The sequence below is a fragment of the Streptomyces sp. SCA2-17 genome (assembly GCF_044336695.1).
The window spans coordinates 1,572,526-1,586,651 of record NZ_CP117521.1; the positions used below are offsets into that span (position 1 = coordinate 1,572,526).

9 protein-coding genes are annotated in these 14,126 nt (G+C 73.4%); 5 read left to right on the plus strand and 4 right to left on the minus strand.

The genetic code is table 11. The annotated features are described in order from the left end of the window. Positions 1–4: 4 nt before the first annotated feature. From PS271_RS06995 to PS271_RS07020, 4 genes are all read right to left on the minus strand, one after another. Positions 5–4,534, minus strand: a complete 4,530-nt coding sequence (locus tag PS271_RS06995; protein WP_398381044.1) for a caspase, EACC1-associated type — start codon at positions 4,532–4,534, stop codon at positions 5–7. 5 nt (positions 4,535–4,539) lie between these two features. Continuing rightward, positions 4,540–4,947, minus strand: a complete 408-nt coding sequence (locus PS271_RS07000; RefSeq protein ID WP_398381046.1) for an effector-associated constant component EACC1 — start codon at positions 4,945–4,947, stop codon at positions 4,540–4,542. Between the two features lie 167 nt (positions 4,948–5,114). Then, complete coding sequence (locus tag PS271_RS31355; protein WP_495656749.1) at positions 5,115–6,761, minus strand: HtaA domain-containing protein; 1,647 nt, start codon at positions 6,759–6,761, stop codon at positions 5,115–5,117. Between the two features lie 68 nt (positions 6,762–6,829). Then, positions 6,830–8,266 (minus strand): HtaA domain-containing protein, encoded by a 1,437-nt coding sequence (locus PS271_RS07020; protein WP_398381048.1) that lies wholly within the window; start codon positions 8,264–8,266, stop codon positions 6,830–6,832. Positions 8,267–8,424: 158 nt separating this feature from the next. On the opposite strand from PS271_RS07020, the gene PS271_RS07025 reads away from it, so the two are divergent. The 5 genes from PS271_RS07025 (at position 8,425) to efeB (ending at position 14,068) form a co-directional block, all read left to right on the plus strand. Then, positions 8,425–9,486, plus strand: a complete 1,062-nt coding sequence (locus PS271_RS07025; protein WP_398381050.1) for an ABC transporter substrate-binding protein — start codon at positions 8,425–8,427, stop codon at positions 9,484–9,486. 10 nt (positions 9,487–9,496) lie between these two features. Further along, positions 9,497–10,597 (plus strand): FecCD family ABC transporter permease, encoded by a 1,101-nt coding sequence (locus tag PS271_RS07030; protein WP_398386716.1) that lies wholly within the window; start codon positions 9,497–9,499, stop codon positions 10,595–10,597. Next, positions 10,594–11,445 (plus strand): heme ABC transporter ATP-binding protein, encoded by an 852-nt coding sequence (locus PS271_RS07035; RefSeq protein WP_398381052.1) that lies wholly within the window; start codon positions 10,594–10,596, stop codon positions 11,443–11,445. The genes PS271_RS07030 and PS271_RS07035 overlap by 4 nt, the downstream gene beginning before the upstream one ends. Positions 11,446–11,589: 144 nt before the next feature. Beyond that, complete coding sequence (gene efeO, locus PS271_RS07040) at positions 11,590–12,723, plus strand: iron uptake system protein EfeO (protein WP_398381054.1); 1,134 nt, start codon at positions 11,590–11,592, stop codon at positions 12,721–12,723. A gap of 13 nt (positions 12,724–12,736) precedes the next feature. Then, a complete protein-coding gene (gene efeB, locus PS271_RS07045) occupies positions 12,737–14,068 on the plus strand; it encodes an iron uptake transporter deferrochelatase/peroxidase subunit (RefSeq protein WP_398381056.1) in 1,332 nt (443 codons plus the stop codon). The last annotated feature ends 58 nt before the right edge of the window (positions 14,069–14,126 follow it).

Sequence of the window (14,126 nt, forward strand, 5' to 3'; positions counted from 1 at the left end):
GCGCTCAGCAGGAGCGCTGGTAGGCCACGTCGGAGAAGAGGTTCTTCCACTCCTCCTCGGGCACGCTCGCCGGGGAGGTCCGGCACAGGTCCGCGTAGAGCCGGTCGGTGTCGGGGTGCAGGAGGAGCGTCAGCGTGCCCGCGTCGTAGCTGCTCTTCCCGGTCGAGATCGCGATGAGGGGCCGCCGGTCCGGGAAGAGGCGGACGCTGATCGCCGGCGGCAGCACGGCGAAGGAGGGCGTGCGCCAGTCCCCGCCGGGCCCGACGTCCCAGATCCGGTACGGCTTCTTGCCCGTCAGGGCCCGGCCGCGGCCGAAGCCCCTCTCGATCTCGGCTTGGTTCTCGCCGGGCTCCAGGGGCATGGTGCGCGTCTTGCGGGGGTTCCGGAAGTCCTTCACGTCCCAGAACTGAAGGGTGTTGTTCCGGTCGACGGCCGCCAGCATGTCACCGCCGATCGTCTGATAGCCGTTCACGCCGAGCGGAAGGGAGCCGCCCGGCCGCGGCCTGTCGGGGTCGGACAGGTCCCATATCGCCCACTTCTGACCGGGCATCTCCGTCAGCAGGAGGGGCCGGGAGCCGGGGTTTCCGAAGCCGATCCTCCCGTCGGGCTTCATGCCCGTGACGGCCCCCGCCCGCCGGGGGCGGCCGGGGTCGGAGACGTCCCAGAGCTGCACCTTTCCCTTCTCCTCCGGGGTCTCGATGACCCGGTCGGTCAGGAACCAGATGCTCGCCGTGAAGTCCTTCGTGCTGCCCTCGAACACCGACCGCCGGACGGGCGTGCGCGGCCTGCTCACGTCCCACAGCTCGATGCGGTGGTCGAACGTCCGCCCGAGGGCCAGCAGCCGGCCGTCGGGGCTGAAGCCGACGTTCACGTCCGGGGCGGTGAGGGTGATGTCGCCGCCCTGGACCGGGGCGGCGGGCCCGCTCATGTCCCACAGGCGGAAGACGTGCTCGTTGGTGCTCCTCGTCCACTTGTGGGCCAGGAAGAGGGACGTGCCGGGCAGGAAGTTCCGGGCCTCCCAGCCCTGCGGGAGCGTGAACTTCAGCCGCGGCGCCGTCCACCGGCTGACGTCCCACACCCGGCTCGCCGCCTCCTCCGATCCCCTGGTCCGCTCCTCCGTGATCATGAGGGTGCCGTCGGGGCTGATGGGGCTGGTCCCCAGGTCGGCGGAGGGCAGCGAGCCGAGGGCCGCCGGGGCGAGCGGGTGCTGCGGCCACAGCCGTACCGTGCCGTCGTCCCCTCCCGCGGCGAGGTAGGCGCCTCCGGGGTCCCAGGCGACGGTCCGGGCGGGCGCGCTCACCGGCAGGGGGCTCCCCTCCGCGAGGGTGTCGAAGAGCGCGGAGTCGGCGTCCCCGACGCGCCGCAGGAACAACGTGCTGGGATCCGCGTTTCCGGAGGTCCGGTTGCCCGCCCCCGCCAGGAGGGCGCCGTCCTTGCTGAAGCCGAGGGCGGGCAGGTCGTCGAACTTCCAGTACGGATAGGACTTGGCCGGCGCGAGGGACTTCAGCCGCTCGCCTCCCTCGACCGCCCACCCGGACAAGTCGCTCTTCCGGCTCGCCCCCGCGAGCAGATCGCGCCGCGGGTGGAACGCGACCCTCGTCGCCGTCCCGGTTGTCGCCGTGTCCTTCAGGGCGGGCCGGGCCGGATCCCGTACGTCCCACAGCCCGATCGCACCTGTCGCGCCGGACCCGTCGTCCGCACCCAGGGTGCCGCTGCTCACGGCCAGCAGCCGCCCGTCCCGGTTGAACGCGACGGACACCACGTCCTGTTCGGCGACCGTCCGGTCCGTACGCAGCTCTGGCCGGGCGGGGTCGGCGAGGTCCCAGAGCAGGAGCCGGCCCTTCTCCAGGCCCGCCGCCACCGTCCTGCCGTCCGGGCTGAAGACGAGCGAGGACGCGGCCCCGCCGGGTGCCCCGCGCGCGGCGAGGCGGCGCGGGCGCTGCGGGTCGGTGACGTCCCACACCGCGAACCCGCCGGGCGTCTGGGCGGTCAGCAGGCGCGTACGGGGGTGGAAGGCGACGGCGGCCGTGGAGCCGAGGTCCAGGGCGGCGGCCTTGCGCGGGGCCGTCGGGCGGCTCACGTCCCACAGCTGCACGCGGCCGCCGCGCCGGCTCGTCACCAGCACCTTGCCGTCCCCGCTGTACGCCACGTGCAGCACGGGCTCGCTCGTCCCCTTGAGGTCCACGGGCACCCGGGACATCTGCACCGCGTACAAGCTCGACCGGCTCTCGGGGGTCTTCGCCAGGCGGTAGGAGGCGAGACTCAGCCGGAACGCCGTCAGGGGGTCGCGGTCGCGCAGGGCGTCGGCCTTGGCGGCCAGTTGCCGGGAGAGCAGCACCGACTCGCGGTCCTCCGCCCGGTGCTGCGCACCCCGCGCCAGGACCGCGAGCGTGGACGCGAGGACCGCGAGGACGACGACGATCGCGAGCCCGGCGCGCTGGGCGGTCCTGCGCCGCCGCTGGGCGCGCCAGCTCGCCGCGAGGAAGTCCTGCTCCACCGGGCGCAGCGGCAGCTGCCGCCCGAGCCCGTCACCGCCGGCCGTCAGGGAGCGGGCCGCCGCCAGGTGCTTGCCCGCGTACAGGCCGCTGGAGGGGCGGCCCGCCTCGGCCCAGGCGTCGGCGGCGTCGTCCAGCCTGCGGCGCACCAGCAGCCCGTCGAGGTCGGCGTTGATCCAGTCGCGGAGCCGGGGCCAGCCGTGGAGCAGGGAGTCGTGGCAGAGCTGGGCCACGCCGTCGTCGACGACGGCGAGGCGGGCGTCGGCGAGGCGGCCGAGCAGCGCCGCGTGGCCGCCGAGTTCGCCGGTGCGGACCCGGCGCCGTACGGCCTTGCCGTCGCCGTCCACCAGCCGCACCATGCGCAGCAGGAGTTCCCGTAAGGCGCGCCGGCCGTCGGCGTCGAGGGCGTCGTGGATGCGTTCGGCGGTGTTGCCGACGGAGGCGCGGATGCCTCCGGTGGCCTGGTAGCCGGCGAAGGTCAGCCGGTCGCCGTGGCGGCGGGCCCAGGTCTCCTGGAGGGCGTGGGCGAGGAACGGCAGGGCGATGGCCTCGCCGGGGCCGGCGTGCTCGTCCTTCAGTTCCCGCAGCAGGTGGCCGGCCAGGCCGTCCTCCAGACTCAGCCCGGCGTACGCGGCCGGCCGTTCGACGGCCTCGCGCAGTTCGCCGTCGGTCATCGGCGGGACGGTGAACTGCCCGTCCTGGACGAGCCGGGAGAGCCGGGGGTCGCGCAGGCAGTGGCCGAAGTAGTCGGCGCGCAGGCCGAGGACGATGCGGGGGGCGGGCGCGCCCTCCGCGCCGGTGAGGGCCCGGATGAACAGCTCGCGCTCCTCCGTGTCCTCGCAGTGCGTGAAGATCTCTTCGAGCTGGTCGACGACGAGGACGCCGGGCGGGCGTCCGCCGTCCGCCGGCCCGCCGAACCGCCCGGCGCCCAGGTCCCGTTCGACCTCGCCGAACGGGCGGCCCGTGGCCTCGGCCCAGGCCTCGGTGAGCGTGTGGAAGGGGCGGGCGCCGGGCGCGGGCACGAGCAGCGCGGGGCCCGGCCCCGTACCGTCCAGGGCGGCGCCGAGCCCGGCCCGCAGGAGCGAGGACTTGCCGACGCCGGAGGGACCCACGAGGACGACGGGGCCGCCGGGTTCGACGGCGGTCACGCGGTCGAGCAGGGCCCGGGTGAGCTTCTCGCGGCCGAAGAACAGGTGGCGCTGTTCGGCCTGGAAAGGGCGCATCCCGGGGTACGGGCACGGGCCGTCGGACTGCGGCGGCTCCGGGCCGGGCCCGGCGGCGGGCGCGGAGCGGGAGTTGCGGGCGAGGACGAGGTCGCCGATCCGGCCGACGCTGCCGGAGTGCGGCCGGGCGGGCGCGCCCTGGAGGCGGCGGTCGAGGGAGCGGTAGAGGTCGGCGAGCGTGAACCACTTCGGGCCGCCCGCGTCGCCCTCGCGCAGCAGGCGCAGGAGTTCGCCGCTGAACAGCGTGTGCTCCTCGCCCTCGGGGGCGAAGGCGGCGGCGTAGTGCGTGGCGGAGGCGAGGAGGAAACTGCCGTCGGGGCGGGCCGAGACGTACGGGTCGCGGCGCGGGCCCTGCTGGACGGCCTCCGCGAGCCCGGAGAAGCAGCAGTCCAGGACCACCACGGGGCGGGCGGAGGAGGAGCTCAGCAGGTTCCTGATCTCGGCGTACGGGACGGCGTGGGCGGTGCTGTGCGCCGACGTGCAGGCCGAGGTGGCGAGATACAGCTGCTCGGCCGGGCCGAGGAGGCCGTGGCCGACGAAACAGAAGAGGACGACGCCGCCTTCCGCGCGGGCGGTGACGGCCTCCATGGCGGCCAGGACGTCCGACGGGCCGGCCGGGTCGGTGATCAGGGTGACGCGGTCGCCGCGGTCGTCCGCCATGCCGCACGCCGAGCGCAGCGCTTCGGCGAGGGCGGTGGCGGAGCGGGCGGCGCTCGGCAGGCCGGCGAGGCGGGCGCCGGCGGGGTGCCGGCCCGTACCGACCACGAGGGCGTGGCAGTCGGGGCCGGTCAGGTCTCTTCCGGGCCCCTCGTCCACGGAGGTCAGGACCCGTCCGCCGGAGGCAGCTCGCCTCGCCGGAGAGCCTCGGCCAGGCGCTGGGCCAGCTCGCCGCTGTCCCGGGCGTTCAGGTCGCGCACCTTCTCGGAGGCGACGGTGACCTGCGTGCCGTCGGGCAGGGTGATCGTGACGGTCTGGTTGCCGCGGCGGCTCTGCAGCCAGGCGACGACGGCGGCGGACAGGGCGGCCGTCGCCCCGCCGGGGGCGAGGAGGAGGGTGAGGGTCTCGGACGCCGCGCCCATGGTGCCGGGGGCGGGCTCGGGGGCGGGCTCCTGCCGGATGTGCGCCCGCAGCTCCGGATGGCGTTGCAGCCAGCGGCGGAGGTCGTTCACGGCGCCGGGGCCCGTGCCGGGAGCGGTGCCCGGGGTGCTGACCGTCAGCGTTGCCTTCACGGTGCGCTCACTGCCCCTTCCGTGCCTCATGTGACTGCCGGGGCCACGAGGCTACACCGCAACCGGGCGCGGTTGAACGGCAGTTCGGTCACGGTTGCGGCCGGTGCGGCGGCGCCCCCTGCCGGGGCCGGTGGAGGCAGGGGACGCCGGTCTGTGGGGGGCTCGGCTCAGCCCTGCGCGGGCCCGCGGCCGCGGCGGCGCGTGGCGTACACGGCCCCGCCACCGGCCAGCACGAGGGCGCCTGCGGCGCCGAGGAGGGGGCCGGTGGGGGTGGTGGCACCGGTGCTGGCGAGGGGGGTGGTGGTGTCGGTTCCGGTCCCGGTACCACCGGTGGTCGCGGCTCCGCCGCCGGTGGTGCCGGCGGTGCCGGTGCTTGTGGCGGTACCGGTGGTCCCGGTGCTACCGGTGGTCCCGGCACCGCCGGTTCCGCTCCCGGCCGGGGGCTCGGGGAGCTTGGCGTTCGCCTCGGTGGCGACGGCGACGGTCACCGGGTCGAGGTCGGCACCCGGCTTGTAGAACTGCTTCTTGTCGTGCGAGAACACCGCGGCGCCCGCTTCGGTCAGCTTCGCGCCGACGCCCTGGAGGTTCACCACGCCGTCCTTGGCCTTGAGCGCACCGTCAGGGACGGCCAGGTCGGCGAGTTGCACGGTCTTGGGCGTCGAACCGGCCTCCTTGGAGAGGACCTCCGCGGAGAGCTTGCCGGACTTGCCGGAGACCTCCAGCGCGAACTTGCTGAACGTGAGGTCCAGGTCGCCGTTGTGGCCGGTGAAGCGGACCTGGCCCGCGAAGGCCGCCTTCAGTGTGGAGGCGCCTTCGTCGAACTTGCCCTCGCCCTTGGGGAAGCGGAATCCAGCGCCGGTCTTCGTCGCGGGGCTGGTGACCTCGATCTTCCCCTTGCCGAAACCGTCGGTGATGTAGTCCCGGAAGGACTTCCGCAGGCCCCAGTCGAGGTTGCCGTCGTACAGCTCGCCCTTGGCAGACTTCTCGCCGGACTTCGGGTCCGCCTTGGGATCCGTCTTAGGGTCCGTCTTGGGGTCCGTCTTGGGATCCGCCTTCGGATCAGCCTTAGGGTCCGTCTTCGGATCAGTCTTGGGATCCGTCTTCGGGTCGCCGCCCCCCGGCGTTTCCTTCACCTCGCTGCCCTGCTTGGCCGTCAGGGTGACCGGGTCCAGCGGCGTGTCCACCTTGTAGAACGGCTTCCCCTTGTACGAGAACGCCTTCATGCCGGCTTCCGTCAGCTTCGCCGGTATCTTCGGGAAGGTCATCGCACCGCCGGCACCGGCACTCGCCTTCACGCCGGCCAGGTCGAGTGTCGCAATCTCGACGTCCTGCTGAACCGGCCCGTCCTGGCTCGTGATGTCAGCGGTGACGGTGCCCGTCTTGCCGTTGCTCTTCGCGTCGGTCTTGAGCCGCAGATCGTCGAGCTTGAGGTTGAGCTCCCACTTGCCGTCGTCGTCAGCGTGGCCCAGGAACCGCACGCTGCCCTTGAACGTGGTGGTCACCGCATGGGTGTCCAGGTCATACGTGCCCGCGCCCTCGCCGAAAGTGAAGGCGCCGTTGCCGGAAGCCTGCTTGGCGGCGCCTGCCACCTTGATCTTGCCGTCGGCGAAGCCGTCCACGACGTACTGGCGGAACGATTCCTTCACGCCCCACTCCAGGGTGGCGTCCTTCAGCTCGAACAGCTTCGACGGCGTCCCGTCGGTCTTCGGCGGTGCGCCGTCCGCATACGCCGGCAAGGCGAGCCCGGTGATCCCGAGCACGGTCGCCGTGGCCACGGCCACGAGCGCCCCCCGTCGGCGTGAGGTGACGTTCATCGTCGGTTGTCTCCTTAGCTGAGGCAAGAGAAGAAGGGCGCGCCGCGGCCGGCGCGGGAGGTGGTGGGTCAGCCGGTGGACGACCGGCGGCGGCGCAGGACGACGACGGCGGCCGCAGCCACCACGGCGACCCCCGCCGCACCCGCGACTACCGGAAGCACCGGGAAGGACGAGGAGGATGAGGCATCGGTTGCACTTTTCACGGTCACCTTACGGCCGGAATCAGCCTTTTGACCCGCCGTCGGATCGCCCGCGGCAGGCGCCCCCGCCCTGCCCAGGTCCGGCAGCGGCGGAAGCTTCGCCTCCGCTCCCAGCGGGACGGCGAGGGAGACGGGGTCCATCTCCGCGCCCTCCTGGTACATGCCGCCGAACGCCTTCGCACCGTCGGCGGTGAGCTCGGCCGGGGCCTCGGTGACGGTGGCGAGGCCGTCCTTCTCCTTCAGGCCGGACGCGTCGAAGGTGACGAGCGGAACGGAACGCAGGGGCTCGCCCCCGCCGCCGGCGACGTCCGCCGAGAGCGTCCCCTTGCCGCCCTCGGCCCTCACCCTGACCCCGCTCAGGGCCAGGTCAAGATGGTTGCCGGTGAAGCGGACCGCGCCCGTGAACGCGCCGTCGAGGGTGCGCGCGCCCTCGTCGTACGTGCCCTTGCCCGCGGGGAAGCGGAAGAGCGCGCCGCCGTCCTGGGCGCCGTCGCTGAGCTTCCAGGAGCCCTGGGCGACGGACCCGGTGACGTACTCGCGGAAGGTGCGGCGCACGCCCCAGTCGACGGCCGCGCCGGTGAACTCGCCCTTGGGGGCGTCCTTTTTCTCAGGGCTGCCCGACGGGCCGGGCTCGGCCGGCGACGCCCCCGTCCCCGCCCCGGCCACCACGTCCGCCGACAGCGCAACCGGATCCAGCGCCGTACCGGCCGCGTAATAGCCCGCGAAGGCCTTCGCGCCCTGGTCGGTGAGGGTCGCCGGGACGTTGGCCAGGGAGACGGCCGACCCCGCGCCGCGCATGTTCACACCCGTCAGGTCGAGCGCGGCCAGCGGCACGTGCGAGGCCCGGGTGACCTCGCCCGAGCCCTTGGCCTTGCTGACCATGTCGGCGTAGAGCGTGCCGCTCGCGCCCGCGATGCGGACGGCCGGGCGGCTGATGGTGAGGTCGAGTTCGTAGGAGCCGTCGGGCTTCTTGTGGCCCGTGAAGTGCACGCCGCCCGAGAAACCGGCCTCGAACGCTCCGCTGCTCGCGTCGTAACTGCCCTTGGCGGAGTGGAAGCGGAAGCTGCTGCCGCCGATCGTGGTGGCGCCGCCCTGAAGGTCCGAGCGCCCCTGGGCGATGGGCCCGGTGACGTAGCTCTGGAAGGAGGATTTGATGCCCCAGTCCAGCCGCCCGCCGGAGACCGCCCGTACCGCGCCGTCCGCGTGCGCGACCCCGCTCAGCACCAACCCCGGCACCAACCCCGCCAGCACCGCCGCCAGCACAGCGGCGACGGGGGCACGGGCAGGTCTGGACGGCGGCGGCATCGGGAAGCCCCTTTCGGCCTTCGGGCGGGACAGCCGACAGCGCACCAGGCGGCGCGCACAAACGCCGGCATCGCGCTGTAGCAACTTAGGTAAGGCTAACCTAAGCTACGTTCCATCAGGTCGGAAACCCCCGGCCGGAGCGAAAGGCAGACAGAACCGTGCTTCAACGGCAGTCGGCGGGCACCGCGATAGTTACCCCACGCCGCACCGGCATACGCGCCGCACTGCTCACTTGGCTCACTTTGCTCGCTCTGGCCCTCACCGGCTGCGGCTCCTCGGGCGGTTCGAGCAGCTCAGGGGCGCCCACGGCGGCGTCCGAGGCGCCGGCGGCCGACCGCATCGAGCCACTCCCCACCGCGCCCAAGGCGCAACTGCCCGCCACCGTACGGTCGGTGGACGGCCACGACGTGACCGTGCGCAGCACGGACCGGATCGTGCCGCTCACCGGGGCGCTGTCCGAGATCGTCTTCACCCTCGGCCTCGGCGACCGGGTCGTCGCCCGTGACGTCACCGCCACCTTCGAGCAGGCGGCCAAGCTCCCTGTGGTCACCCGCGCCCACGACGTCTCGGCCGAGAGCGTCCTCTCGCTCAAGCCCACGCTCGTGCTGGCCGAGACCACGACGGGGCCCGCGGAGGCCGTCGAGCAGATCCGCGCCGCCGGGGTCCCCCTCGTCGTCCTCGACCCGGCCCGCAAGCTGGCCGACGTCGGGCCCCGCATCGGCAAGGTGGCCGCCGCCCTCGGCGTCCCCGCGGCCGGCGAGGAGCTCAACCGCCGTACGGAGCAGCGGCTGGACAAGGCCGCGGCGGCCGTCCCGCACGGCGGCGGCAAGAAGCCCCGCGTCGCCTTCCTCTACCTGCGCGGCACGGCCTCCGTCTACCTCCTCGGCGGGGCCGGGTCCGGCGCGGACTCGCTCATCGAGGCCGCGGGCGGGGTGGACGCGGGCAAGGAGTCCGGGCTGAAGAAGGACTTCACGCCGCTGACGAGCGAGGCCCTCGCCAAGGCCGCGCCGGACGTCATCCTCGTCATGAGCAAGGGTCTCGCGTCCGTCGGCGGCGTGGACGGCCTGGTGAAGACCCCCGGCGTCGGGCAGACGCCGGCCGGCCTGGACCGCCGCGTCGCCTCCGTGGACGACGGCGTCCTGCTGAACTTCGGCCCGCGCACGGACACCGTCCTCGCCTCCCTCGTCGAGCAGATCCACGGCGGGAACGGCGGGAAGTGACGTGAGCCTCCTGAAGACCACGGGCCCCTCCCCCGTACCCGCTTCCGCCGGGCCCGGGGGCGAGCCGCCGCCGCGCGGCGGGCGCCGCCGCACCACCGCCCTCCTCACCGCCGGCCTGGCCGCGGCGCTGCTGCTGGCGTGCCTGCTCTCCGCCGGGCTCGGCGCGTACGAGATCCCGCTCGGCGACGTCGTCGGCTCGCTGCTGCACCGGGCGGGGCTCGGCGGGGCCGGGCTGGACCGGGTCCCCGAGAGCGTGCTGTGGAACGTACGGCTGCCGCGCGTCGCCCTGGCCCTGCTCGTGGGGGCGTCGCTCGGCTGCGCGGGCGCGCTGATGCAGGGCGTGTTCGGCAATCCGCTCGCCGAGCCCGGCGTCATCGGCATCTCGATGGGCTCGGCGGTCGGCGCGGTCGCCGCGATCTCCCTGGGGCTGACCTTCCTCGGCAACTGGACCGTCACCGTCTGCGCGTTCGCCGCCGGGCTCGTGACGGTCCTGCTCGTGTACTCGCTCTCGCGCGCGGGCGGCCGTACGGAAGTGGTCACGCTCATCCTCACCGGCATCGCGGTGAACGCGTTCGGCGGCGCGCTCGTCGGGCTCGGCGTCTTCCTCGCCGACAACGCCCAGGTCACCCAGATCACGTTCTGGCAGCTCGGTTCGCTCGCGCAGGCGACCTGGCCGAAGGTGCTCGCCGTGCTGCCGTGCGCCCTCGTGGGGCTGGCCGTCGCGCCGCTGTACGGGCGGAAGCTGGACCTCCTCGCGCTCGGCGAGCGGCCGGCCCGCCACCTGGGCGTGGACGTGGAGCGGCTGCGGCTGGTGACGGTGCTGGTGGTGGCGCTGCTGACGGCGGCGGCGGTGGCCGTGGCGGGGGTCATCACGTTCGTGGGTCTGCTGGTGCCGCACCTGCTGCGGATGGCCGCGGGCCCCGGTCACCGGTTCCTGGTGCCGGGCAGTGCGCTGGGCGGGGCGCTGGTCCTCGTCGCGGCGGACCTCGCGGCCCGCACGGCCGCCCAGCCGGCGGAGCTGCCACTGGGCGTCCTGACGGCCCTCTTCGGCAGCCCGTTCTTCTTCTGGCTGCTGCGACGGACCCGGCGGAAGCAGGGAGGCTGGGCATGAGGCCCCTGCCGTTCCGCGGTCGCCGGCGCCGCCGGCTCCCCCTCCCCTCCCCCGCCGGCACCGTGCTCGCCGAGGCGCGCTCCCTCGCCGTGCGGCTCGGCGGCCGTACCGTCCTCGACGGCGTCGACCTGGGCGTCGCCGCGGGCGAGGTCCTCGCGCTCGTCGGCCCCAACGGCGCCGGAAAGTCCACGCTGCTGGCCGCGCTCGCGCACGACCTGCCCGCCGCGTCCGGCGAGGTCCGGATCGACGGCGGGCCCGCGGCCTCCTGGTCGGCCGCCGAACTCGCCCTGCGCCGGGCCGTCCTGCCGCAGTCGGCCGAGCTGTCGTTCCCGTTCCCGGTGGAGGAGGTCGTCCGGATGGGCCGCGCGCCCTGGGCCGGGACGCCCGCCGAGGGCGAGGACGACGCGGCCGTGCGGGAGGCGATGGCCGCCGCGGAGGTGACCGGATTCGCCTCCCGCCCGTTCGCCGCGCTCTCCGGCGGCGAGCGGGCGAGGGTCGCGCTGGCGCGCGTCCTCGCGCAGCGCACCCCGCTCCTGCTGCTCGACGAGCCGACCGCCGCGCTGGACCTGCGCCACCAGGAACTGGTGCTGCGGATCTGCCGCGAGCGGGCGGCGGCCGGGGCGGCGGTCGTGGTCGTCCTGCACGACCTCGGGCTCGCCGCCGCCTACGCGGACCGCGTGGCGGTGCTGCACGGGGGCCGGGTCGCGGCGGAGGGCCCGCCGGCCCGCGTACTGGAAGCGGAGTTGCTCACTCGTGTCTATTTGCAGCCGGTGGAGGTAATTGATCATCCGCGCACCGGTGAACCATTGGTGATCCCGTTGCGCGCTGGACGAAATTTTGCCTCGTGAGAGCAGAATCACGCACCCTTCCGGGAACAGGGTAGGCAAGCCTCAGATAAGTTAGGGCGGCCTTATTCGGACAGCCGCTTTTTGGCCATGCCGTTTATGGCGCGAACGTCCTTTCCGTCCTCTCCGAGCACGCCTGGAGCCCCTATGCGCGCCTTCCGCTCCTCCGCCATAGCCGCCGTCGCCGCGGCCGCGGCCCTGACCGCCGTGTCCGGCTGCGCCGAGAAGTCGGACAGCAAGGACGCGGACGCGATCAAGGTCACCGCCTCCGACGACAAGTGCGAGGTCTCCAAGACCTCGTTCCCGGCCGGGCACATAAAGATCAACATCGAGAACGCCGGCTCGAAGGTCACCGAGGTCTACGTCTACGCCGCGGGCGACCGGATCGTGACGGAGCGGGAGAACATCGGCCCGAAGACCAAGGCCGAGATCACCGCGACGATCAAGAAGTCGGGCGACTACGAAATCGCCTGCAAGCCCGGCATGAAGGGCGACGGCATCCGCCAGAAGATCACGGTGACCGGCGGCGGCAAGGCGGAGAAGGCGAACCCGGAGCTGGACAAGGCGGTCGCCGCGTACCGCAAGTACGCCCAGGAGCAGGCCGACGAGACGATCCCGGCGGCGCAGAAGTTCGCCGACGCGGTCAAGGCCGGCGACGTCGACGAGGCGAAGAAGCTCTACGCGGTCTCCCGCATCGGCTGGGAGCGCACCGAGCCGGTCGCGGAGTCCTTCGGTGACATCGACCCGAAGGTCGACGTCCGCGAGGACGGCCTGGAGAAGGACCAGAAGTGGACCGGCTGGCACAAGCTGGAGAAGTCGCTCTGGGACGAGAAGAAGATCGACGAGGACGACAAGAAGCTGGCCGACCAGCTGATGACGGACCTCAAGGACTGGCAGAAGCGCGTCGGCACCGCCGAGATCACCCCGACCAGCATGGCCAACGGCGCCAAGGAGCTGCTCGACGAGGTGGCGACCGGCAAGGTCACCGGCGAGGAGGAGCGCTACAGCCACACCGACCTCGTCGACTTCCAGGCCAACGTCGAGGGCGCCGAGAAGTCCTACGAGCTGCTGAAGCCCGTCGCCGCCAAGAGCGACGCCGCACTCGCCACGGAGCTCGACAAGCAGTTCGCCGACCTGAAGAAGCTGCTCGGCGAGTACCGCGACGGCGACTCCTTCAAGGCGTACGACAGCGTCGGCAAGGACGACCGCAAGAAGCTGTCCGACGCCGTGAACGCCCTCGCGGAGCCCCTGTCCAAGCTCGCCGGCGCCGTCGCGAAGTAACGGGGGACCTCTGATGACGGACAACACCGACAGCAGCAGCAACACGGGCAACACCGGCACCGCGGAGGCCCCGGAGGCCGCGCAGGCCACCGCCACCGCCTCCCCCTCCGCCAAGCCCTCCCGCCGCTCCGTCCTCGGCTGGGGCGGCGCCGGCCTCGCGCTCGGCGCCGCGGCCGCGGGCGGCACCGCCACCGCGCTGCGCCTCGGCGAGGACACCGCCCCGGCCGCCTCCGCCGGCGACGCGGTGCCCTTCCTCGGCGAGCACCAGGCCGGCATCGCCACCCCGGTCCAGGACCGGCTGCACTTCGCCGCCTTCGACGTGACGACGACCGACCGCGCCGCCCTGGTGAAGATGCTCCAGGAGTGGACGGCCGCCGCCGCGCGGATGACCGCGGGCCACGAGGTGGGCGAGGGCGCCGTCCAGGACAACGACGAGCTGCCGCCGGACGACACCGGCGAGGCCCTCGGCCTCAAGCCGTCCCGGCTGACCCTCACCTTCGGCGTCGGCCCGGGCCTGTTCGAGAAGGACGGCAAGGACCGCTTCGGACTCAAGGACCGCCGCCCCAAGGCCCTGATCGACCTGCCGGCCTTCCCCGGCGACAACCTCGACGCGGCCCGCAGCGGCGGCGACCTGTGCGTCCAGGCCTGCGCCGACGACCCGCAGGTCGCGGTGCACGCGATCCGCAACCTGGCCCGCATCGGCATGGGCAAGGTCGCCATCCGCTGGTCGCAGCTCGGCTTCGGCAAGACGTCCTCGACGACGCCGGACGCCCAGACGCCGCGCAACATGATGGGCTTCAAGGACGGCACCCGGAACATCGCCGGCACCGAGACCGACCGCCTCGGCAAGCACGTCTGGGTCGGCGAGAAGGACGGCCCGGACTGGATGGTCGGCGGCTCGTACCTGGTCGCGCGCCGCATCCGGATGCACATCGAGACCTGGGACCGCACCTCGCTCGCCGAGCAGGAGGACGTCTTCGGCCGCGACAAGGCCGAGGGCGCGCCCGCCGGCAAGCAGCGCGAGCGCGACGAGCCGCTGCTGAAGGCCATGAAGCCCGACGCGCACGTGCGCCTCGCCCACCCCGACAGCAACAACGGGGTGACGATCCTGCGCCGCGGCTACTCCTTCACGGACGGCACCGACGGGCTGGGCCGGCTGGACGCCGGGCTGTTCTTCATCGCGTACCAGAAGGACGTCCGCGACGGCTTCGTGCCGCTCCAGATGAACCTGGCGCGCAACGACGCCCTCAACGAGTACATCCAGCACGTGGGTTCGGCGATCTTCGCCGTGCCGCCGGGCGTCCGTGACAAGGGCGACTGGTGGGGCAAGGCCCTGTTCGCGTGACCCGCCTGCCCTTCAGCCCACCTGTCCTTCCGCCCTTCTGACCTTCTGTCCTTCTTGA